Source organism: Halomonas sp. WWR20 (assembly GCF_054602495.1).
The window spans coordinates 65,055-89,438 of the sequence record NZ_JBTRHR010000004.1 but is presented as its reverse complement, the minus strand read 5'-3'; the positions used below and the strand labels follow the sequence as shown (position 1 = coordinate 89,438).

Here is a 24,384-nt window from a genome sequence, read left to right as displayed (position 1 = left end):
ACATGCCAAGGGATAGGTGCGGGCAAACGTCTGCGGTGCGTGAAGGCCTCGAACGTCTGGGGTTAAGCGTCAATGGGTCGATTAGCCGATTGTCAGGCGGTGATATCAGCGCAGTGTGGCGGGCCGATACTGCGCAAGGGCCTGTCGTGGTCAAGCGTGACGATTCCGCTCGGCTTCGCGGCGAAGCTGATGGCTTACGGGCGCTGCGCGATGCAGGCACAACACTGCGGATTCCCGAGGTGCTAGGCCAAGCGGAAGAGCTGCTGGTCATGCAATATCTCGAGCCCCGTAACGGGCCCGGCAATGCGGCGGCATTGGGTGAGGGGCTGCGCGCGCTGCATGGCGTCAAGTATGCCTATCATGGCTGGCCGAGTGACAACGCCTGCGGCCTGACGCCCCAGCCCAACACCCCAAGTGCCGATGGCCGCACGTTTCAGCGTGAGCGGCGCCTGCTGCCGCTGGGGCGGACGTGTCTCGACAAGGGACTGCTGGAGAGTCAAACGTTTGCCATGTTGGAACACGTGGCCGGCCAACTGGAAAGCTGGTTACCGGATGCACCGGCCAGCCTGGTGCATGGCGATCTGTGGTCGGGCAATGTGCTGTATACCGCTCAGGGGCCGGCAATCATCGACCCCGCGGTCTACGCGCATTATCCGGAAGTCGACCTGGCCATGCTGACGTTGTTCGGCTCGCCCGGCGAAACCTTCTTCGAAGCCTACTGGAACGGCAACCGTCCCGATGACTGGCCGAGACGGCAGACACTGTTTCAGCTCTATCCGCTCCTCAATCACTTGCTATTGTTCGGCGGCATCTACCGCTCGGGTGTCGAGCACGCTATCGCCGCGCTCAACGATACGCACTAGATAAAAACATTATCCTCACAATGCAGGAGGAAACTCCTGCTATGCTGCGCATGATTGTCATGATTGTCGGTACAGCATCATGCGCAGCAGTTGATCGATGGCCTCACCGCCGGTCTCGCGGATGGAGTAGCGTTCGGGGTCGCGCAGCCAGTCGTGAAACAGTCCGCCTATCATGGAGTGCCACATCATGGCGGCGGTTTGGGGCTTCAGGCCTTGGATCAGCTGATCCTGTTTTGCCGCTTGCTCGAAACAGTCCTGGACGACATCTTCGCATTCACGTGCCAGGCGGGTCTGCAGCTCGACGGGGTTGATGTCGCTGACGAACTCGCAGCGATGCAGCAAGATGGTGTGCACCCGCCTTGAGCGGGGGCGTTCGAGTATCGCAAAAGCGTGATGCGTGGCTAGCCTTAGCGTCTCCAGTGGCGTCTCGGGGCAGTGCTCGGCATGGATGTCATCCATCAGTTGTTGCAATGGCATCTTGACCCGATCGAGCATGGCATTGAACAGGTCGGCCTTGTTCTTGAAATGCCAATATACTGCTCCCCGGGTCATGCCGGCCTGTCGGGCAATCTGTTCCAGTGAGGTCTGCGAGACCCCTTTTTCGAGAAAGATGATCTCGGCGGCATCAAGCAGAGTCTCACGGGTGGCCTCGGCCTCGGCCTTCGTTCGTCTGGGCATAGCGTGGCCCTCACAGTGTCGACTTCTTTAGGAGTCGTTTCGTGTATTCAGGAAACATCCTACCGTAACCATCCGAAGTTTACATTCATGTATGTATGCTTGTAAGCTCGCGGAATTCGAATCAGCATACCCAGGGTGAGAGCAGACATGCGTCTGATGACAATGAACAAGAGTATCGCGACCATGAGCGCGATGCTGCTGGCATTACTGCTGTCAGGTTGTGGCGGCAGTGAAGAGGGTTCGCAGCAGTCCCAGCAAGGGGGCGGGCAGCAGGACAAGCCTCCCCGGCCGGCACAGGTCATGACGGTTCAGTCTCGCGACGTGCAGCTGGAAAAGAGCTACCCGGCCCTGCTGAGAAGTGAGCAGGAAGTTACCGTGGTGGCCCGTGTCGCCGGTGTGCTCGAGGAGCGTCACTATACCGAGGGCGCTCGGGTCGAGAAGGGGGACCTGCTGTTCACCATCGAGCCCGCGCGTTACGAGGCGGCCGTACGTCAGCGCGAAGCCGACCTGCAGAGCGCCAAAGCCGAGCAGTCCCGGGCCCAGCGCAACTGGGAACGTTATCAGAGCCTTTATGAGCAGAACTCGGTCAGCCAGCAGCAGTTGGACGAGGCGCGGGCCACGTTGCAGACTGCCCAGGCTGCCGTGGGGCAGGCCCAGGCAGCGCTTGACGACGCCCAGCTCGATCTCGATTACACCACGGTGGAAGCACCGGTTTCCGGCCAGATCAGTCTGAGCGAGGTGGATGTCGGCAACCTGGTTCAGCCGCCTCAGGAGCTGGCCACGATCACCCCGATGCAGACCCTCGAAGCGCGCTTCTCGCTGCCTGAAGCGGATGCTGTGGCTCTGCGTCAGCAACGCCGCATGCCCGATGCCCCGGAAGTCAGTGCACGGCTGCGCGCGCCCACTTTGTCAGCAGACCTGCAAGGCGAAGGTTTGCAAGGACGGATTGACTACCTCGGCTCGCGCGTCGACGAAGCCACCAGCACGGTTCAGGCTGAGGCGGTTTTCGACAATGAAGAGCAGCTTTTCCTTCCCGGCCAGTTCGTACGCGTGGCGCTAGAAGGACTGCAGCGTTTCCAGGTGCTGGTCGTCCCCGGGGTGGCCGTGACCGAGGGCCTCAAGGGGCCCCAGGTGTTCGTGCTCGATGAGAACAACAAGGCCACGAGTCGTTTCGTCGATCTGGGCGAGCAGGCAGGCGATTGGCAGATTGTGACCCGCAACCTGCAGCCCGGCGAGAGAGTTGTGGTCAGTGCGATCGGCAGCATCAGTGCCGGTGACGAGATCGATCCACAGCCCTTCGACGGCGATCCCGAGGTGGTCCAGGAGGAAGACGCCCAGACCACGGGTGGCGACAATGCCCAGACGGAAAGCGCCGATCCTCAGGGCGGTCAGAAGGCGGGCACACCGAGTGACACCTCATCGGACACGGCCCCGGCACAAAATGAGCAGGGCTAACGGCGGAGTAGACGGATGAATTTTTCCAGCGTTTTCATCAGGCGCCCGATATTCGCCACGGTCCTGTCGGTCATCATCACGCTGATCGGTCTGATGGCGGCACGCACGCTGCCGATCGAACAGTATCCCCAGGTGGTGCCTCCCAGTGTCAACGTGTCGGCGACCTATCCGGGCGCCGATGCCCAGACAATATCCGACACCGTGGCGGCCACGCTCTCCGAGGAGGTCAACGGCGTCGAGGACATGATCTACATGACCTCGACCAGTTCCGATGCCGGCACCATGTCGATGCAGGTGTATTTCAACATCGGCACGGACCCTCAGACCGCCACGATCAACGTCAACAACCGGGTGCAGCGGGCGCTGTCGCGTCTGCCCAGCGAGGTGCAGGCCCAGGGCATCACCGTCGAGCAGCGCTCGAACAGCGTATTGATGTTCATTGCGCTGATGGCGGAAGGGGGCGAGTACGACTCGCTGTTTCTCAACAACTACGCCAACCTCAATATCACCGACGAGCTCAATCAGCTGCCCGGCGTGGGCGATGCCCAGGTGCTGGGCAACCAGGAGTTCGCCATGCGGGTATGGCTCAACCCGGATAAGCTGGCGCTGTATGACTTGACGCCGGCGGAAGTGCGGGCAGCCATCCAGTCCCAGAATACCGTGATCGCTGCAGGCAAGCTGGGGGCCGAGCCGCTGAACGACCCCACGCCCTATACCTATACGCTGACGACCCAAGGCCGCTTCGAGGGCGTCGATCAGTTCCGCAATATCCTGCTGCGCACCGAGGAGAGTGGCGCCTCGCTGCGCCTGAGCGACGTCGCACGGGTCGAACTGGGCCAGAACACCTATGGCGTGCAGGGTTACGTCAACAACTCGCCGATCGCGCCGATCGCCATCTACCTGCAGCCGGGCGCCAACGCGCTCGAGGTGGCCGCCGAGGTCAAGCAGTCCATGCGCGAACTCAAGTCGCGCTTCCCGGCGGGCCTGGATTACGTGATTCCCTACGATACGACGTTGTTCATCGATGCCTCGATCGAGTCGGTGCAGCATACCTTTATCGAAGCGTTGCTTCTGGTAGCGGTAATCGTCTTCCTGTTCCTGCAGAGCTGGCGCTCGACCCTGGTCGCGATGTCGGTGGTGCCGATCTCGGTCATCGGGACGTTTGCCGGGATGTATCTGCTGGACTTCTCGATCAACCTGCTGTCGCTGTTCGGGATGATCCTGGCCATCGGGATCGTGGTCGACGATGCCATCGTGGTCATCGAGAACGTCGAGCGTATCCTCGATGAGGATGAGGATGCCACGCCGCTGAGCGCGACGTTCGAAGCCATGAGAGAAGTGTCGGGGGCGGTCATTGCCACGTCGTTGATCATGTCGGCAGTGTTCATCCCGGTCGGTTTCATGGGGGGGCTGACTGGGCAGATGTACCAGCAGTTCGCCATCACCATCGCGATCTCGGTGGCGATTTCTGCCGTGGTTGCCCTGTCCTTCACGCCGGCGATTAGTGCGATTTTCCTCAAGAACCATTCCAAGATGCATCAGTCGCGTCTGGTGCATACCCTCAAGAAGCCCTTCGATTGGTTCAACGCCGGTTTCGAGAAGGTCACCAACTTCTTCATGTCCATCGCCAACTTCCTGATCCGGCACACCCTGATCATGCTGGCGCTGTTTGCGGGCTGCTGCGTGGCATCCTGGTGGATCTACGAACAACTTCCCGGCGGGCTGATTCCCTCTACCGACCAAGGGGTGGCGATTGCCTCGATCAGTCTGCCGGCAGGGGCCTCGATGGCGCGTACCGATACATATGTTCACGAACTCTCCGAGCGGGTCCAGGAGATCCCCGGCGTCAATTATGCCGTCGGCATCACCGGGTTCGATCTGCTGTCGGGAGCGGCGAATACCGCCAGGGCGACGATGTTCATCACCATGAAGCCGTGGGGGGAACGTGACATCACGGTGGACGAACTGACCGGCAAGGTCATGCAGATCGGGGCGCAGATCCCCGGCGGGCAGACCATGGCCTTCAACGTGCCGCCCATCCAGGGACTATCGCCCACGGGCGGGTTCACCGGGTATCTGCAATCGTTCGGCGGGGATTCGCCTGACGAACTGTATCAGGCTTCGCTCAAGGTGATGCAGGCCGCGAGCCAGCGGCCGGAACTGTCGCGCGTCTTCACCACGCTCGATGTCAGTGTGCCGACGTACCGCATGACCATCGACCAGGACAAGGCACGCAGTCTCGGTGTGAGTCTAAGCGACCTGAACGCCACGTTATCGAGCACCTTCGGTAATGCCTTCGTCAATTACTTCACCCGCTTCAATCGCAATTTCCAGGTTTATGTCCAGTCCGAGGGCGATTTCCGACGCTCTCCCGACGATCTCGCCAGTGTGTACGTGCGTGGCGGCGACAATCAGCGGGTTCCGCTCTCCGCCCTGGTCTCGGTGGAGCGCGACCATGCGCCCTCGGTACTCAATCGCTACAACGTCTACACGGCGGCTCAGTTCCAGGGCGGCCCGGCGCCGGGCTACAGCTCCGGCCAGGCGGTGGAGGTGATGCAGGAAGTGGTGCAGGAGACGCTGGGTAGCCAGTACGGTATGGGCTGGGCCGGTGAGGCATACCAGCAGATCAATGTGGGGACCGCGGCGACGCTGGCGCTGAGCTTCGGGATTCTCATGATGTTCCTGATCCTGGCCGCCCAGTACGAGAGCTGGACCTTGCCGCTGGCGGTGGTCACGGCAGTGCCTTTCGCCTTCATCGGGGCCGTTCTCGCGGTGTTCCTACGTGACATGAGTACGAGCGTCTATCTGCAGATCGGCTTGCTGGTAGTGGTCGGCCTGGCGGCCAAGAACGCTATTCTGATTGTCGAGTTCGCCGAGCAGCAACGTACACACTTTGGCAAGTCGATTGTCGAAGCGGCGCAGATCGCGGCCCGCCAGCGCTTCCGTCCCATCGTGATGACGTCGCTGGCGTTTATCGGCGGGACCTTGCCCTTGGCGATTGCTACGGGTGCCAGTGCCGCGAGTCGCAATCAGATCGGCACGCCCGTCGTGGGGGGGATGATCTCGATCACGCTGCTGGCCACCGTCTTCGTGCCGGCGGCCTATGTGCTGATCATGCAAACACAGGAGTGGGCTTCCGCCAAGCTGGGGCTGGGCAAGTCGCAGGACGCGGATGCCTCGTCAGAGGGGGATGAAACGGCACAACAATCCCATCGCTAACGATCCGTGAACTAAACTTGCGCCGCAGCGTTCGCTGCGGCGCTTTTTTATGTCGCTACATTCTCCTGCGGTGAGGTTCGGGAGCCGCCGCAAGCGGGGGCATTCGTGGGTCGAAGTTGCCTTCAGGCTTGGCTTCGACCTTGTCAGGAGGCAGTCTGGTGATAATGGAATTTTCGCTGCAGGAGGTGGCATGCCGTTTTCGCGTACCCGGATCGCCGGGTCGATTATCGCGTTGCTGATTATGATCATGCTGGTGCCTCTCGTCGCCCAGGCGCAGGGAGCGTTATCGATGCCTAACGGCAACAGCGGAAATGATGCCGGCGGACAGCAGGCCGAACAGAGCCCTCAGGAGCTGCAGGCATCCCTCGATCAGGTTATCAGCACCCTGGAGGACGATGCGCAGCGGGGCGAGCTGCTGTCAAAGCTCAGGGAGCTACGTTCGGCCACCGAATCGGCAAGCCAGGAGGAAGGCACCGCGCCGCGTCAGGGGCTGCTGGGGGCGCTAGCCGACTCGTTTACCGATTATGGGGAGCAGGTAGAGGCCGGGCAGACCCCGCTGGATATCTGGGCACAACGCTCGCAGAGAGCGGGTGATGACGTCGAGTCGTTGTTCGCCTCGGCAAGCCGGACGGAACTGATGCAGGACGTATTCCAGATGGCGGTGCTGTTCGCCATCTGGGCCGGATTGCTGTTGACGATGATGGGCGGTGGGCGGCTGTTGGCCAGGCGCTACGACTGGCCGCGTACACTGCCGCCGGAGCCGCGTGCCTGGATGCTGGCTGAGCATTTCCTGCGCAAGCTATTGCCTTGGATGCTGGCCTTTCTGGTCATGCTCACCGCTCTGCGTTGGTTGGAGGTGCGCAGTGCGGCTCGGGTCAGTGTGCTGGTCGTGGCCTATATCACCTTGTGCGGGCGCTTGCTGTCGGTGGTCTTCGAGGTGGTGGTTTCTTTGTTTACACGAGGCCATCGGCGGGTGGCTGTTGCGATCCTGCGCCAAAAGGCGCTCAGCCGGCTGTTCATTATCGGGGCCTTGGCGGCCTTGGGCGATGCGGCCACCAGTGAACGCTTAATAGAGCAACTGGGGGCGGATCTTGCCAGTTGGCTATCGGTATTATCCAACGCGCTGGCGGCGATTATGGGCGGCTTCCTGGTGCTGCGAGTCAAGCGCCCCGTCAAGCATCTGATCCGTAACCGGCCTTATACGCAGCGCCGAGGCAAGTCTACCCGCTATGAAGTGGTGACCGTGGTGGGCCGGCTCTGGCACGTACCGGCCCTGCTGCTGATTGGCGCCTCTTTGGCTGCTATCTTCTTTTCCGCTGGCGAGGCCGATCGGGCTTTTACGCGGGCGATTATCTGCGCCGCGCTGTTGGTGCTGACGCTGGTCATTAATGGTGTCCTGCTGCGTCACAGCGAAAGGACAAACCGGCGCAAACGTAGAACGGAGTACGGCCGGCGCCTTGAGCGATTCGGCTATACGCTGGCGTATTGCGTGTTCTGGGCCATTTTCGCCGAATTGTCGCTGCGCGTGTGGGGGTTTTCGCTGGTGGGGATCGGCGCGGAAGGGACGATCAGTGCGCGCATCGGACAGGCACTGCTGGGCATCGGCGTCACGGTACTGCTGGCCTGGCTGGCATGGATATTTGCCGATACGGCTATCCAGCGCGCCTTGAACGCTTCGGCCAGAACGCGTGGGCGTCGAGTGCATAGTGCCCGCGCGCAAACCATCACGCCGATGATTCGCAATGTCATCTTCGTCACCATTATCGTGATTGCGGCGATCGCCGGGCTGGCAAATCTCGGTGTCAATGTCACTCCGTTGCTGGCCGGGGCCGGGGTCATTGGCCTGGCCATCGGCTTTGGTGCCCAGACCTTGGTTCAGGATCTGATCACCGGGGTCTTCATCCTTATCGAGGATTCGCTGTCGATCGATGACTTCGTCGATGTGGGTGGGCATATGGGAACGGTGGAGCGTCTCAGCCTGCGAACCGTACGTCTGCGCGATCTCGACGGTATCGTGCACATCATTCCCTTCAGTCAGATCAAAGGCATCCAGAACTTCTCCCGCGAATTCGGGATTGCCCTGATCCGTATCCGTGTCCCGCATGACATGAGGGTCGATGACGCCGTGGCCCTTGCGCGGGATGTCGCGGACAAGTTGCGTCAGGATCCCATGATGCGTCATCACATCTGGTCGTCGCTGGAGGTGCAGGGGATCGAGAGCTTCGACCAGGGGGCGGCTATCATGCGTGTACGCATGAGAACCGCGCCGATCATGCAGTGGGATGTGGCCCGCGCTTTCAATCTGCGCCTCAAGCAGCGTCTCGAAGAGGATGGTCAGGATTTGGCGATGCCTCGCATGAGTGTGAGCATGGAGAACGCCCCGGACGGGCAGCATCGTCAGGAGTCAAACGCGGAACAAGATCCGCAAGAGACATCGGTAACGGATCGTTCCGCCTTTCCTTAGGCGGGACAAAAACACCTGTAGCAAGATTAAAAAAACAATCTTGTACAGGTCCCTATTGCGCGTATTCTGACGTGATCCTTGTCGGGCTATCTTTGGCAAGACTTAATAGACAAGCATCTGAGTGTGAAGGTTTTACATATGAGGAGTTAAATTCTTAATGTATTTGACATGTGTCAAGACGAAACTGTGGCTGAAATGCTTGATGCTATGGAAGAAATACTAGAAACAGCGTTTTTTATTTATATGAAATAAAAGTACGCATTTTGTTACAAATAATACAATTTAATTAGATGTGTTACTCTCTCGGTGACTGGTAATTTATCCGCAAGAATTGGCGAGTAGCATCGTCTGGCCGATAGAGGTTTTTACAGCTGAGCCGCTGGATTATCGAGAGTCTTACTCAATGACGAAGCTTGGCGCCTCGCTACATCGCGGAAAAGATAATATGCGTCTATTCTACAAGTAAACGGAGTGAAAAACTGCGCCTTGGTCAAGCAGCAGAACATACAAGCATGAGCGATGAATTGAGTAGGTATAGTTAGGAAAGTATAGCGCTCGAGCGGCCAGCCACTTTCATGTCAGGGATGGCGGTGACGAAAGCGAAATATTTATTTAAACAATGTTATAGATGTCCCGAGAGGGCGTCGTTGACCATGTAAGTCGAGCAGGGAGGTCGATCATGGGCAGTGTGGCTTTGCATGGCATTACCCCAGTTTCAGATATCGGCGTGGCGAAACAGCCCGTGAGTGCCGTACAGGATGCGGAAGCTGTTGTTTCCTATGATCGGCGCCCTCCCAATATAGTGACAGCCAGGGGTGAGGGGGATGACAGCTATCGTGTGCTGTTCGTAACCTCGGAAATGGCCGATTTCGTGAAAGTCGGCGGGTTGGGAGATGTGTCATCGGCGCTGCCGCGGGCGCTGAGGGGACGCCACGATGTACGTGTGCTGATACCCGCATACCGTGAAATGATCGATTCCGATCATGATATTCAACTTATCGGTCAACTTCCCGCCTATGCCGGACTGCCGAGTTGCGATATTGGCCGGGTGACCTGCAGCGACGGTCTGATTGTCTATATGTTGCTGTGTCCCGAACTCTACGAGCGTGTCGGTAGCCCCTATTGCGACGAGATGGGGATCGGATGGGAGGATAACGACATTCGCTTCGCCCGGCTGGCGTTGGCTGCGGCAGATATCGCTTCGGGGGATGCCGGACTCGAGTGGTGCCCCCAGCTGCTGCATCTCAACGATTGGCCGAGCGCCTTGGCGGCTGGCTATCTGCGCTGGCGGAACATCCCGGTGCCGAGCGTCTTTACCATCCACAACCTGGCTTACCAGGGGGTATATGACGTCTCGCGCTGTCACGTGCTGGGGATCCCCGAGGACGCCTTCTGCATCGAGGGCCTTGAATACTTCGGCCAGATATCCTTCATGAAGGCCGGGGTGGTATACGCCTCGCACATCACCACTGTCAGCGCTACCTATGCGCGTGAGATCACCACGTCCGAGTTTGGCTGTGGTCTTGATGGCCTGCTGAGATGCAAGGCGGCCGAGGGGCGTCTGAGTGGCATTCCCAACGGAATCGACGATTCCTGGGATCCGCGTACTGATAGCCATCTTGCCCAGGCGTTTGCCATGAATGACTGGCGTGGCAAGCGGGCCAATGCCGAGCATGTCCGGCGCATGTTCGGCCTGGCCATCAGTAATGGTCCATTGTTTGCCGTAGTCTCACGCCTGGTCCATCAAAAGGGCCTGGATCTGACCATCGCCATGGCGGAGTCCATCGTTCGTGCCGGTGGCCAGATCGTCTTCATCGGCCGTGGTGAGCGTGCGATGGAGAATGCGCTGCGCAATCTGGCAGCGCGCTTTCCCGGTGCCATCGGGGTGAACATCGGCTTCGATGAAGGCGAGGCCCGCTGCATGTACGCCGGCAGTGACTTCCTGCTGATGCCCTCGCGCTTCGAGCCTTGCGGTTTGAGCCAGATGTACGCTCAGCGATTCGGTTCTTTGCCGATTGCCCACCGGACCGGCGGTCTGGCGGATACCATCGAGGATGGCGTCACCGGTTTCCTGTTCGATGAAATGAGCCTCGAAAGCTACATGCACGCCATTCAGCGGGCCATGACTGTCTTCCATGCCACCGACCTGTTTTACGCCATGCGGCGTGCGGCAATGGCGGGGCGCTATCATTGGCGTCAATCCATCGAGCCCTACAGCCAGCTATACCAAAAGGTGCTCCACGAAGTGGAAGACGTCAGCGTATCGGCCGTAGGGTAACGGAACGTCGTGGCATCATGCCGGGACATGGAAAGCGGGCTGGCGTATGCAATGACCGGCGCGGGAATGGGTTACATGAGCAAGGAACGTGGATATGACCAGTCATTTCCCCCTCAGGTCATCGGTGAGCATACCGAATGATCCATTACAGGAGGCCGACGCAAGCCTAGGGGCGGACGCCGCGGCGCTTCACGCATCAGGCGCAGCCTGCTCGCCATCCGGGGACCGTCCCCAGCGATCCAAAGTGGCCTCTCACCGCTGGCATGACGCAGTCTGGCTGCGCCAGCGCTGGCGTGATGATCCCTTGGTATCACCACTGTCCATTTATCGTCTGTATACCAAGGCTTGGCGCCACGACTCCCGGGGACAACCGTTAGGGTGGGAGGAACTGGCGGCCCAGCTAGTGCCCTATGTTGCGGATCTGGGCTTTACCCATGTCGAAATCAAGGGGATGGACGAGGAGGGCGCCGGCCTGGCATTTGCCCGCTTCATCGATGCCTGTCACGAAGGTGGAATCGGGGTTATTGTCGAATGGCCGCTGGCGCCACCCGAGACACCGCTGTCTGAATCTCAGGCGCTCGAGCAGGCGCTCGATTGGCTGGAAAGCTTTCATCTCGATGGGCTGCGCTTGATGCAGGTGGCGCCGCAAGGCGACGAAGCAGCGGAACCGCTGCTCAGGCTCTTGCTGGAGTCGATCGCAGAGCGTCATGCCGATGTGTTGTTGTTCACCGAGGATCACCTGCCTGCCGCCATGTCGCAAGAGCAGGCGCCTGCCCGGGCCCTGACCTGGAATACGCATTGGTCGCAGGCTACCCTGGCGTATCTGAGCCAGCCTCCCGAAGCGCGCGGCGCCTATCACAATGTCCTCATCGGCGGACTGGCGGAAGCCTTCGATGCGCATTACGTGCTGCCTCTGGTCGACGAGGACTCCGCGGAAGGAGCCAGCACCTGGTTGGGGCGCATGTCAGGCGATACTTGGCAGCGCTTCGCCAATCTCAGGGCCTGTCTGGGGTTTATGTGGGCGCATCCGGGCAAGAAGCTGGTCGGCATGGGCACCGAGTTTGCCCAGGGGCGTGGCTGGCGTCAGGCCGGCAAGCTAGATTGGGGACTGCTCGATGATCCCTGCCATGCCGGAATGTTGCGCCTGGTCGCAGATCTCAATCGCGTCTATGGCAACGAGCCGGCGTTGCATTATTGCGACAGCCGTCCCGACAGTTTTGCCTGGGTTGTGGGCGATGATTCCACCAATAGTGTCATCGCCTTCCTGCGCTATGGAGCCGAAGGCACGGCGCCGTTGCTGGCAATTTCCAACTTCACGCCCAACGTGCTTCACCATTACCGCTTGGGCGTTCCTGCCCTGGGGACCTGGCGTGAAGTCCTCAATACCGATAGCGAGTTCTATGCCGGATCGAATGTCGGCAACGCCTACGGTGTCAGAGCGCAGCTACTGCCCAGCCACGGGCATCCTGCCTCGGTGGAACTGACGCTCCCCCCACTTTCTACATTGTTACTGCGGCAAGGAGATTGGCCGGCATGATGCATGACGATCTTCCACAAGCCACGTTTACGCCGACCTTCGGCGCGCAACTACTGAGCGAGGAGAAGACGCGCTTTGTACTCTGGGCGCCCAGCGTTCAGCGGGTAAACGTCGAGATTGAAGGCCGCCCCGGGTTGCCGATGACGGCCACGCAGGATGGACGTTTCGAAGTCGACGCGGACTGCGGGCATGGCGCCCGTTACCGCTATCGGGTGTTCGGTTCTGCCGATGACGAGGGCAATTTGGTGCCTGATCCCGCGTCGCGGGCTCAGGAAGGGGATATCGGTGGGCCCAGTCTGGTCATCGACCCTCGGCGTTACGCATGGCGACATCCCGAATGGCGGGGCCGGCCCTGGCATGAAACCGTCCTTTACGAAGTGCATATCGGCGCTATGGGCGGGTTCGAGGGCATTCGCCGTCAACTGGGGTATCTTGCCTCGCTGGGGGTCACGGCGATCGAGCTGATGCCAGTCTCCGAGTTTCCCGGCGGGCGCAACTGGGGCTATGACGGTGTGTTGCCTTACGCAGTAGATGCGTCCTACGGCAGTCCTGACGACATGAAGGCGCTGATCGACGATGCGCATGCCCACGGCCTGATGGTATTCCTCGACGTGGTCTATAACCATTTCGGGCCGGACGGCAATTACCTGGCCAGTTATGCCAAAAGCTTCTTTCGCGATGATCTGACCACCCCCTGGGGGCCCTCGATCGACTTCCGCGAACCGGCGGTGCGCCGTTACTTCCTTGACAACGCACTGATGTGGTTGCAGGAGTACCGCATTGACGGGCTGCGCTTCGATGCCGTTCACGCCATCAGCGAGCGCGACTTTCTGGTCGAGATGGGCCATGAGATCCGGTCCCGCGTGGACTCGCGACGTCATGTCCATCTCGTGCTCGAAAACGAAGGCAATACGGCCAGTCTGCTCAACCCCGAGGGCTTCAATGCTCAGTGGGACGACGACTGGCACAATGTCATGCATGTGCTGTTGACCGGCGAGCAGGAGGGCTACTACTCCGACTTCGTCGACGACGCCACGGCCAAGCTGGTGCGCTGTCTGAGCGAAGGCTTCATCTACCAGGGCCAGCATTCCCGGCATGGACATGTCCGCGGGGAGCCCAGCGGGCACCTATCGCCCACTGCCTTCGTGATTTTTCTGCAGAACCACGACCAGACCGGCAATCGGGCTCTGGGGGAGCGCTTGACCGTTCTCGCCGATCAACAAGCATTGGCGGCCGCCACGGTCATGCTGTTGTTGTCACCCATGGTGCCGCTGCTGTTCATGGGCGAGGAATGGGGCTCGGAGCGACCGTTCCTCTTCTTCACCGAACATCATGACGAGCTGGCCGATGCGGTGCGCGAGGGTCGGCGAGGCGAATTCGCCGACTTCAGCGCCTTTCGCGATGAGGCGACACGTCAGCAGATTCCCGATCCCAACGCGCTGCAGACGTTCTATGACTCCATGCCCGACTTCGACAGGCGTGACGAGCCGCCTCATGACGCCTGGCTGCAACGCTATCGGACCTTGCTGGCGTTACGCCATCGCGAGATTGTGCCGCGCCTGGAAGGCGCCGTGTCGCTGGGGGCCGAGGCCTTGGGTGACAAGGCCGTTGTGGCACGCTGGCGGATGAACGACGAGAGCCAACTGATGATCGTGCTCAACCTGAGCGAGACACCGGTAGCCACTTCCGGGTTCGGCGTCGGGCACTGTTTGTATGAAACCGCCGATGGTGTCGCGGTCGGTGCGGAGAGCGGCACCTTGGCGCCGCGCTCGGCCGTCGCCTGGTTACGGCGCAATCCTGGTGAAGAAGAGGTAAGTGCATGAGCGACGCCGCATTGAGGAAGCTCGCCGAGGCCGCCGGGTTGGTCGTGGAGTGGGAAGATAGCGCAGGCGATCCGTGTGCTCTGTCAGAGGAGACTCAGCGAACGCTGCTGAAAGTGCTGGGCTTTCCCGCCGACGATGCCACGGCCGTGAATGACAGCTTGAAGCGCCTTGAGCGCTGGCAGCAGCCCGCTGAGCCGGCGCAGTGGCCACCGTTGATCACTGCCGACTGTGAGACGCCGACAGACCTGCCGGGACAATTGCCTGCGGACACCCCGTTCACGCTGACACTCGAATCGGGAGAAGAACGTACGGGAACGCTGACTAACAACGGTCGATTGCCCGCCATCGCGGAGGCGGGTTATCACCAGTTGCGTGTGGGCGAGGCGGAGCTGACCCTGGCGGTGGCACCCCCGCAGTGCTTTTCGCTTGCGGATGCCTGCAATACACCGGCCCCGCGGGTGTGGGGCATGGCGGCGCAACTGTATGCGTTGCGCCGCCCCGGCGATGGAGGCATTGGCGACGCTCTGGCGTTGGAAATCTTTGTCGAAAAGGCCGCCAAGCAGGGGGCCGCAGCATTGGCAATCAGCCCGACGCATGCCATGTTCAGCAATGATCCCGACCGCTACAGTCCCTACTCTCCGTCCAGCCGGTTGCTACTCAACGTTCTTTATGCCGCTCCCGAGTCCCAGGTGGGCGAGGATTCCGTCAAGCAAGCCGTCAAACGTTGTGGCCTGGAAGACGAGCTGCGTCGACTCGAAGCCGATGATTGTCTCGACTGGCCGGCGGCGGGCCGGGCCAAGCTGACGTGGCTGCGTGATCTGTATGACGACGTCATGGCGCGTAGTGATGAACAGGCCGATGAGCTGCGCCGACAGCTAGAGGCGTTTCGCAAGGCGGGCGGCACCATGCTTGAGGATCACTGTCGTTTCGAGGCCCTACAAGCTCATCGGCCCGAGGGCTACTGGGGCGACTGGCCGGAAGCGCTGCGTGATCCCTCCAGTCCCGAAGTGGCGCGATTTGCCGAACAACAGCCGCATGAGGTCGGCTTCTACGCTTTCCTGCAGTGGCTGGTGGGGCAAGGCTTGTCGCGTGCCCAGAACGCGGCACGTGATGCCGGAATGGCGATCGGGCTGATTGCCGACCTGGCAGTGGGGGCCGATGCCGCCGGAAGTCAATCCTGGAGCCGTCAGGCGGAAATGCTCGAAGGTGTCTCGATCGGTGCGCCGCCCGATACCTTCAACGTGCATGGTCAGGATTGGGGATTGGCGGCGTTCTCGCCGCATGGATTGGTGCGTTCGGGGTTTCGCAGCTTCATCGACATGCTGCGTGCCAGTTTCAAGCATGCCGGTGGACTGCGTATCGACCATATCCTGGGGCTGATGCGGCTGTGGCTGGTGCCGCATGGCGCCTCGCCCAGGCAGGGCGCCTATGTGCGCTATCCGCTTGAAGACATGTTGCGGCTGGTAGCGCTGGAGTCCTGGCGTCATCGTGGCATCGTTATCGGAGAGGATCTGGGGACCGTGGCACCGGGATTTCGTGAGCAACTGACGGCGCGAGGGATCCTCGGCATGCAGGTGCTGTGGTTCGAGCAGGATGAAGAAGAGAACTTCCTGCCGGCCGAATTCTGGTCGAATGGTGCCATGGCGACGACATCGACACACGACCTGCCGACCGTGGCCGGATGGTGGGCGGGCAAGGATATTGACTGGCGCAGCAGTCTGGAGTTGCTGGGCGACGATCAGAGTGAGGCCGGTGAGCGTCAGGCGCGTCGCGAAGCCCGCGCCAAGCTGGCGGATACGCTGGGGCTGACCAGCCACCAACAGGGCCCCGAGACGCTGGAGGCCGCGGACTTTCCCGCCTCGCGCGTCCTGGATGCCAGCGCTCGCCATATCGGGCGCACGCCGGCACCCTTGGTATTGCTGCCGGTGGAGGATGTCCTGGGACTTGAAGAGCAGGCCAATCTGCCCGGTACGCTTGATGAGCATCCCAACTGGCGGCGGCGCTGGATGGCGGAGGCGGCGGATCTGTTATCCCCCGCCGAGGTCCAGCAGCGCCTCGAGGCATTGGCTCATGCCCGCGACATTTCGCGTCAGGCCGCACAAACGCCGCTGGAGCCCACTGCATGAGTGACATTCGCGCCACTATAAGACTGCAATTCCATCGTGAGTTTACCCTCGACGATGCCGCTCACTGGGTGGATTACTACGCCGCGCTCGGCGTCAGTCATGTCTATGCGTCGCCATTGCTCGCTTCGCGGGCGGGCTCCACGCATGGCTATGACGGTGTCGACCCGACCCGCCTGGACCCGGAGCTTGGCGGAGAAGCCGCCCTGGAGCGCCTGGTCACGCGCCTGCGCGCCAACGGCATGGGGCTGATACTGGATATCGTGCCCAATCACGTCGCTGTTGGCGGCTCGGAAAATCCCTGGTGGCAGGACGTGCTGCGGTGGGGACGACAGAGTCCCTACGCCGAGTTTTTCGACATCGACTGGCTGTCTCCCGATCCGCTGCTGGCCGGTAAGTTACTGGTGCCGTTTCTGGGGGCACCGTATGAAGAGGTGCTGAACTCTGGGATGCTGGAGTTGCACTACGTGCCGGAGTCGGTCGGCTTCGAGATCGCCTATCACGAGCATCGCTTTCCCATCGACCCGCGCCATTATGGCGACATTCTGCGCCACGCCGAGCATGACGCTCTGCGAGATGTGGCGGTGCAGTTCGATGCGCTACAGGCGCGTCAGGACGCCTACACTGCCGTCGGCGAACTGCGTCAGCAACTGCGTAAAACGCTGGAGGCAGACGCGGCCCGGCAGGCGCTGGAGGGGTTGTTCGGGCTGTTCGATACTCGTCAGGAGGCGGGAGCCACGCGCCTGCATGCCTTGCTGGAGCGGCAGAGTTACCGCTTGGCGTGGTGGCGCACGGCCTCCGATGACATCAACTGGCGGCGGTTTTTCGACATTACCGAGTTGGGAGGGCTGCGAGTCGAGTTGCCCGAGGTGTTCGAAGCGACCCATGCTCTGGCGTTTCAGCTCGTCGAGGCCGGTTGGGTGGATGGGCTGCGGGTCGATCACGTCGATGGGCTCGCCGATCCCGGTGGCTACTGCCGCCGTCTGCGCGAACGTTTGAATGCGCTCGAGGAGAAGCGGCCCGCGGAGGTGCCACGTCATGTCGCGCTGTATGTCGAGAAGATTCTCGCCGACGGCGAGACCTTGCATGAGGACTGGGGCGTAGACGGCACTACCGGTTACGAGTTCATGAACGAAGTGTCCGGGCTGCAGCATGACCCTGAGGGAGCGGCGCCGCTGCAGGCGCTGTGGCACGCAGTCAGCGGCCGCGATGCCAATTTCCTGGTTGAGGTGCGCCAGGCGCGGCATGAAATGCTCGAAAGCGCCTTGGCCAGTGAATTCGATGGCTGTAGCCGGGCACTGCTGAAATTGGCTCGCTGCAATCTGACGACACGCGACATCACGCTGGGGTCGATCAAGCGGGCTTTGAGGGCTTTGATCGTGCACTTTCCCGTGTATCGCACCTATGCCGACGATGGTGGACGTCCCGAACAGGACGCCCCCTTCTTCCAGCAGGCGATGGCCGGCGCGCGCGGCGAGTTGAGTCCACCGGACGTGGCGGTGCTCGAGCAGCTCGAACGCTGGCTGGGGGGGGAGGCACCGAGCGGTTGTGCCGATGTCGGCGCCCGCTCGCTGCGTCAGCGCGCCATTACCCGCTTTCAACAGCTGACCTCGCCGGTCGCGGCCAAGGCCGTGGAGGATACCGCCGGCTATCGCAGTGCGGTACTGATCTCGCGCAACGACGTGGGGTTCGACCCTCAGCATTTCAGCCGTACGCCGGATGATTTTCACGCCGCCTGTCGCGAGCGGCTGCGGCACTTTCCCAACACACTGATTACGACCGCAACGCATGATCACAAGCGCGGTGAGGACGTGCGGGCCCGGCTGGCAGTCATCAGCGAGTTCGCCGAGGATTTCGCTCGTCACGTCGAGCGCTGGCGGGGATTGGCGGCATCACTGCGCCGCGACCTGCCCCAGGGGCCGGCACCTTCGGCGGGCGATGAACTGATTCTGTATCAAATGGTGCTCGGGGCCTGGGCGCCGGAGCTGGATCCTGACGATACCCAGGCGATGCAGCGCTTTACCGAGCGTCTGGGGCAATGGCAGCAGAAGGCGTTGCGCGAAGCCAAGCTGCGCAGCCATTGGCTATGGCCCGACAACGACTACGAAGCGGCCTGTCGCGATTTCCTGGAAGCTCTGCTGACGGATCCGACCCTGCGTCTCGACATTGCCGGAGCCGCACGGCTGCTGGACCTGCCGGGGGCGGTCAATGGCCTGACGCAGACGGTATTGCGTCTGACCGTACCTGGCGTGCCGGACCTTTACCAAGGCACCGAATTCTGGGATTACAGCCTGGTCGATCCGGACAACCGCCGAGAGGTCGACTATCGCGCCCGCCAGTCAGCCCTGCAAGCGCAGGAAACACCGGCAGACGCCTTGTCACACTGGCCGGACGGTCACGTCAAGCAAGCCATTATCACCCGGATCCTGGCGTTGCGTCAGCGCTATTCCCGACTGTTCTCCGAGGGCAGCTACGTCCCCGTACAGGTGGAAGGCGAACGGGCCGAGCACATATTGGCCTTCATGCGTCAGCAGGGATCGCAGTCATTACTGGTGGTTGTGCCGAGACTACCGATGGTCTTGCTCAAGACTGCTACGCTGCCATGTATAGCGTCGCAATGTTGGGAGGACACGCGCCTTCAGGTGACGGCGCCCATGCAGGGCTCGTGGCGGAGTATCTTGACGAATGCCTCGTTGCGCCTGGATGAAGGCGAGATGTCACCAGGGGAAGTGCTGGCGGATCTCCCCGTGGGAGTTTTTGTACGCGACGACACTCCGTCCTGAATGAACGATGGGATGTATCACTTGTTACAGGGAGAGCGAGAGGATGGCAGACGACGAACAACGTATACGCCAATTGGCATACCGTATCTGGGAATCCGAAGGGCGCCCCGAGGGAGCGCAGCAGCGTCACTGGGACATGGCGCTGAAGATCGTCACCGCGGAGCGGACTGCCGGGGAAAACGTTCGCCTGGAGGATGAAGAGCCGCGTCACGACGAGCCGGACATGCTGGAGGATGACCTGCCGCTTGAAGCGGACGAGCGGGGCATCGACGAGAATCGGCTGCCGCTCGATGAGCCGGAAGCTCCCGATCTCGAGGATCTGCCGTACCAGGACACGCCGACTCAGGATGACGTGCCGGTTCATGATCGCGTGGCGTCGGATTACGCACCTCCCGAGGGACCGTCTCATCCTGCCCAGGCACCGGTTACCGAGTCGCCGGAGGGATCCGCGGTCGTCAAGCGTGCCGAAGAGGAAGCCCGGCGTACCGAAGATACCGTGACGCCGACCAATGAAACCGACACTGCTCAGGTGCCCGGCAAGAGTACGCCGCGCAAGACTACCCGCAAGCCCAGCAGCGCCAGTGGCAAGAAGCCCACCGGCAAGGCCAGCGGTAAATCCACCTCTGGAAAATCGACGTCCAAGGCGTCGCCCAAGACCAAACCCAAGGGCTGAGGAAATCACCCAGGCTGGCGTGTGGCGTGCTTGCAAAGCGACGCCGCCTGGTGAGCTGCATCCAGGGCACTTTTCATGTATTGATTTCAGGCATCGGTCGTATGCCGGTGCCTACCGTTTTGTCAGGGATGAAATAACGCTATGAGCAAGGATACTCTCAACGACAGCAAGGCGCTGGCCGACGACCAGAAGAGTAGCGAGATGGAGACGGCCGCGGCTTCCGTCGAGGCGCCGGGTGTCTTGCAGCGCTCGCGTGTGCGGGAGGGTTTGCCTTTCCCGCTGGGGGCCACCTGGGATGGACTGGGTGTGAACTTCGCGCTGTTCTCGGCGAATGCCACCAAGGTCGAGCTGTGTCTGTTCGACGCCGACGGTGAGCAGGAACTCGAGCGAATCGAGTTGCCCGAATATACCGATGAGGTGTGGCATGGCTACCTGCCCGATGCGCGTCCCGGTCTGCTCTACGGTTACCGGGTGCATGGCCCTTATGAGCCCGAGCAGGGGCATCGCTTCAATCCCAACAAGCTGCTGCTGGATCCTTATGCCAAGCAGATTGTCGGTGAGTTGGATTGGAATGAGGCGCTGTTCGGCTACACCATCGGTCATCCCGACGGTGATCTAAGCTTCGACGAGCGCGACAGCGCTCCCTTCATGCCTCGCTGTCGTGTGGTCGACCCGGCCTTCACTTGGGGACGCTCGCGCAAGATTCAGGTGCCTTGGGATCGGACTATCCTCTACGAAACGCATGTGCGCGGCTACACCATGCGTCATCCGACGGTCCCCGAGCCTCTGCGCGGCACCTTCTCCGGCCTGATGGGCAACGAAATCATTGATTACATCCGCTCGCTGGGGGTGTCATCGGTGGAGTTACTCCCCATACATGCCTTTGCCAACGATCAGCATCTGCTCGAAAAAGGTCTGAAAAACTACTGGGGCTACAACACGCTAGGTTTCTTCGCGCCGCATCCGAGCTACTTGGCGGGTGACAACATCAACGAGTTCAAGGAGATGGTGGCGCGTTTCCATGCGGCCGATCTCGAAGTCATTCTGGATGTTGTTTACAACCATACCGCGGAAGGCAACGAACTGGGCCCCACCCTGTCACTCAAGGGCATCGACAACGCCTCCTACTATCGTCTGCTGCCGGACGAAAAACGCTACTACATCGACGATACCGGTACCGGCAATACCCTCAATCTCAGCCACTCGCGTGTACTGCAGATGGTCACCGACTCGTTGCGTTACTGGGCAGACGAGATGCGTGTCGACGGTTTTCGCTTCGATCTGGCGACGATCCTCGGGCGTGAGCCGCATGGCTTCGATGAGGGGGGTGGCTTTCTCGATTCCTGCCGCCAGGACCCGCTGCTGAGTCAGGTCAAGTTGATTGCCGAGCCCTGGGACTGCGGGCCCGGCGGCTATCAGGTCGGGGGGTTCCCACCGGGCTGGTCGGAGTGGAACGATCGTTTTCGCGACACCGTGCGGGCCTTCTGGAAAGGCGATGAAGGGCAACTTCCCGAACTGGCGACTCGCCTGACGGCCTCGGCCGATCTATTCGATCAGCGTGGTCGGCGACCCTTTGCCTCGGTCAACTTCGTCACGGCGCATGACGGTTTCACGCTATATGACTCGGTGGCCTACGACGAAAAGCACAATGAGGCCAACGGCGAGGATAACAACGACGGACACAGCAACAATCTGTCCTGGAATCATGGCGTGGAAGGTCCCACCGATGATCCTGAAATCCAGGAGCTACGGCTGCGCCAGATTCGCAATTTCCTGGCGACGCTGATGTTTTCGCAGGGCACACCGATGATGCTGGCCGGCGATGAATTGCTGCGCACGCAGCAGGGCAATAACAATGCCTACTGTCAGGATAACGAGATCAGTTGGCTGGACTGGAACCTGAGCGGTGACGCTCACGCAATGATCGATTATCTCCGCCATGTGGTGTCGCTGCGTCAGCGCTACCCGATCCTGCGACGCGGGCGTTTTCTGAGCGGCGAATATAACCAGGAGCTGGGCCTCAAGGAGGTGACCTGGCTGGCGCCCGATGGCGAGGAAATGGATGTCGAGCGCTGGGAAAATCCCGAAGCGCGCAGTCTCGGCGTGCTGCTCGACGGCCGTGCCCAGCCCACCGGCATACGGCGTGCCGGTGCCGATGTCACCCTGCTGCTGCTGTTCAATGCCCATCACGACCCGTTGAGCTATCACCTGCCCGAAGTGCCGCGGGGGAGTGGCTGGATGTGCCGACTGGATACATCACGTGCCTTGGATGAGGCGAGCTGTCGGCGTGCGTTCGGCGAGCAGTATGAGCTGGAAGGACGTTCATTGGCCTTGCTGGAACTGGTGCTGGATGTCCCGCAAACGGTTGCGACACCTGATGGTGATGCAGCCTGATCGTTTACGAACCCCGATTCAGTGACGGAAGGAGCCGCCAGTGACTATGAGTTCTCCAGCGCGTCCGACGCCGGGCGCGACTCCGACCCACGAGCAGGATCCGAGTCATGTGCTGGTCGCCGCCCAAGCCCCACGTATCGCCATCGAGTCGGTGTATCCGGCTCTTGATCATGGGCGTTTCGCCGCCAAGGCAACCGTCGGTGAGCCGGTGGAGGTGACGGCGGTAATCTTTGCCGATGGTCATGACGTCCTCGCGGCTGCCGTGAGTTGGTGCGACGACCAAGGCACCTGTCACCGTATGCCGATGCATTTGGTACGGCCGCTGGGCAAGGATCTCTGGGAGGCCAGTTTCACGCCGCAACGCGTAGGCCGGCACACTTTCATGATCGAGGCCTGGTGGGATGTCTATGGCACCTATCGCGACGAGCTGTTCAAGAAGCATCACGCCGGCGTATCCGTCGAGCTTGAGCTGGAAGAGGGCCGTCGCCTGGTGCTTGAAGCCGCCGAGCGTACCGAGGGTGAGGTGAGCGAGGCCTTGGAAGCGGTTCATGAACGCTTCCAGGCGTGTGCCAGTGATGCCGAACGTGTCGCGTTACTGCTGGATAATCGTACGCTCATGCTGATGCATGAGGCCGATGCCCGGCCGCACCTGACCCGTAGTGATGCCGTCTATCCGCTCGACGTCGAGCGGCTAATGGCTCGCTTCGCCAGCTGGTATGAACTGTTTCCGCGTTCGGAAACGGATGATCCGCAACGCCACGGTACCTTCGATGACGTGCAAAAACGTCTGCCGATGATCCGTGACATGGGCTTCGACGTCCTTTATTTTCCTCCGATTCATCCCATCGGTCGGGCGCACCGCAAGGGGCGCAACAATACGCTGGAGCCGGGGCCGGACGACCCGGGCAGCCCGTATGCCATCGGTAGCGAAGAGGGCGGGCACGAGGCTATCCATCCCGAGTTGGGCTCGCGCGAGGACTTCCGCAATCTGGTGCGCGCCGCCGCCGATCACGGGCTGGAGATCGCGCTGGATTTCGCCATCCAATGCTCGCCGGATCACCCCTGGCTCAAGGAGCATCCCGGCTGGTTCTCGTGGCGGCCGGATGGTTCGCTGCGCTATGCGGAAAATCCGCCCAAGAAATATCAGGACATCGTCAACGTCGATTTCTATGCCGAAGATGCGATTCCATCGCTGTGGCTGGCGTTGCGCGATGTGGTGCAGGGCTGGGTGGACGAGGGCGTGAAAATCTTTCGCGTCGACAATCCCCACACCAAGCCGCTGCCGTTCTGGGAATGGTTGATCGCCGATATCCGCGGGCGCGATCCGGAGGTGATCTTTCTCGCCGAAGCCTTTACCCGACCGGCGATGATGTTGCGTCTGGGCAAGCTGGGGTTCACGCAGGGCTATACCTATTTCACCTGGCGCCACTCCAAGGCCGAGTTGAGCGAATATTTCACCGAGTTGAACTCGTCGCCGCTGCGCGAAGGCTTCCGGCCCAACTTCTTCGTCAACACTCCGGATATCAATCCCTATTTCCTGCAGTCCTCGGGGCGCCCCGGATTCCTGATCCGTGCCGCGCTAGCCACGATGGGCTCGGGACTGTGGGGCATGTATTCGGGGTTCGAGCTGTGCGAGGGCGAACCGATTCCCGGCAAGGAGGAGTATCTCGACTCGGAGAAGTACGAGATCAGGCCGCGCGATTACGGTGCGCCCGGCAATATCATCTACGAGATTGCCCAGCTCAACCGCATCCGTCGCGAGAATACCGCGCTGCATACCCACTTGGGCATGGCGCTCTATCCCGTACACAACGAGCGCATGCTGTTCTTCGGCAAGCGTACCGCGGATCTGGACAGTTTCGTGCTGGTGATGATCAACCTCGACCCCTTCGAGGCGCAGGAAGGCAACTTCGAGCTTCCGCTCTGGGAGTTCGGGCTACCCGATGACGCCGCATTGCATGGTGAGGACTTGATGTCGGGACACCGCTGGACATGGCATGGCAAGTGGCAATGGACGAGGCTCGAACCGTGGCATCTTCCTTTCGCCATCTGGCGCATTAAACCGGTGCGCTAATTGCTCATGCTAATCACGAC

13 protein-coding genes are annotated in these 24,384 nt (G+C 61.0%); 12 read left to right on the top strand and 1 reads right to left on the bottom strand.

Annotated elements, in window-relative coordinates:
• Nucleotides 1-2: 2 nt before the first annotated feature.
• Nucleotides 3-863: a fructosamine kinase family protein gene (locus tag ACW4DH_RS08925; RefSeq protein WP_459636039.1), complete on the top strand. Its 861-nt coding sequence runs from the start codon at nucleotides 3-5 to the stop codon at nucleotides 861-863.
• A 57-nt stretch (nucleotides 864-920) separates the two neighbouring features.
• Here the strand turns inward: ACW4DH_RS08925 and ACW4DH_RS08920 are convergent, their stop codons facing one another.
• Nucleotides 921-1,541, bottom strand: a complete 621-nt coding sequence (locus ACW4DH_RS08920; protein ID WP_459636038.1) for a TetR family transcriptional regulator — start codon at nucleotides 1,539-1,541, stop codon at nucleotides 921-923.
• A 147-nt stretch (nucleotides 1,542-1,688) separates the two neighbouring features.
• Here ACW4DH_RS08920 and ACW4DH_RS08915 point away from each other — a divergent pair, with 147 nt between their 5' ends.
• The 11 genes from ACW4DH_RS08915 (at nucleotide 1,689) to ACW4DH_RS08865 (ending at nucleotide 24,364) form a co-directional block, all read left to right on the top strand.
• Nucleotides 1,689-2,996 (top strand): efflux RND transporter periplasmic adaptor subunit, encoded by a 1,308-nt coding sequence (locus tag ACW4DH_RS08915; RefSeq protein ID WP_459636037.1) that lies wholly within the window; start codon nucleotides 1,689-1,691, stop codon nucleotides 2,994-2,996.
• 15 nt (nucleotides 2,997-3,011) lie between these two features.
• Complete coding sequence (locus ACW4DH_RS08910; RefSeq protein ID WP_459636036.1) at nucleotides 3,012-6,215, top strand: efflux RND transporter permease subunit; 3,204 nt, start codon at nucleotides 3,012-3,014, stop codon at nucleotides 6,213-6,215.
• 190 nt (nucleotides 6,216-6,405) lie between these two features.
• Nucleotides 6,406-8,679, top strand: a complete 2,274-nt coding sequence (locus tag ACW4DH_RS08905) for a mechanosensitive ion channel domain-containing protein (RefSeq protein ID WP_459636035.1) — start codon at nucleotides 6,406-6,408, stop codon at nucleotides 8,677-8,679.
• A gap of 679 nt (nucleotides 8,680-9,358) precedes the next feature.
• Complete coding sequence (glgA, locus tag ACW4DH_RS08900; RefSeq protein WP_459636034.1) at nucleotides 9,359-10,957, top strand: glycogen synthase GlgA; 1,599 nt, start codon at nucleotides 9,359-9,361, stop codon at nucleotides 10,955-10,957.
• A 244-nt stretch (nucleotides 10,958-11,201) separates the two neighbouring features.
• Nucleotides 11,202-12,494: an alpha amylase C-terminal domain-containing protein gene (locus tag ACW4DH_RS08895; RefSeq protein WP_459636033.1), complete on the top strand. Its 1,293-nt coding sequence runs from the start codon at nucleotides 11,202-11,204 to the stop codon at nucleotides 12,492-12,494.
• The gene (gene treZ / locus ACW4DH_RS08890; protein WP_459636032.1) at nucleotides 12,491-14,317 is read left to right on the top strand and encodes a malto-oligosyltrehalose trehalohydrolase; all 1,827 of its coding nucleotides are present in this window, start codon (nucleotides 12,491-12,493) and stop codon (nucleotides 14,315-14,317) included. The genes ACW4DH_RS08895 and treZ overlap by 4 nt, the downstream gene beginning before the upstream one ends.
• Entirely contained in the window at nucleotides 14,314-16,443 is a 2,130-nt protein-coding gene (gene malQ, locus ACW4DH_RS08885) for a 4-alpha-glucanotransferase (RefSeq protein WP_459636031.1), read from the top strand. Before treZ ends, malQ begins: the two co-directional genes overlap by 4 nt.
• On the top strand, nucleotides 16,440-19,223 hold the full coding sequence (treY, locus tag ACW4DH_RS08880; RefSeq protein WP_459636030.1) for a malto-oligosyltrehalose synthase: 2,784 nt from the start codon (nucleotides 16,440-16,442) through the stop codon (nucleotides 19,221-19,223). Before malQ ends, treY begins: the two co-directional genes overlap by 4 nt.
• Nucleotides 19,224-19,266: 43 nt before the next feature.
• On the top strand, nucleotides 19,267-19,896 hold the full coding sequence (locus ACW4DH_RS08875; protein WP_459636029.1) for a DUF2934 domain-containing protein: 630 nt from the start codon (nucleotides 19,267-19,269) through the stop codon (nucleotides 19,894-19,896).
• 201 nt (nucleotides 19,897-20,097) lie between these two features.
• The gene (glgX, locus tag ACW4DH_RS08870) at nucleotides 20,098-22,290 is read left to right on the top strand and encodes a glycogen debranching protein GlgX (protein WP_459636332.1); all 2,193 of its coding nucleotides are present in this window, start codon (nucleotides 20,098-20,100) and stop codon (nucleotides 22,288-22,290) included.
• A gap of 46 nt (nucleotides 22,291-22,336) precedes the next feature.
• On the top strand, nucleotides 22,337-24,364 hold the full coding sequence (locus ACW4DH_RS08865) for an alpha-1,4-glucan--maltose-1-phosphate maltosyltransferase (protein ID WP_459636331.1): 2,028 nt from the start codon (nucleotides 22,337-22,339) through the stop codon (nucleotides 24,362-24,364).
• The last annotated feature ends 20 nt before the right edge of the window (nucleotides 24,365-24,384 follow it).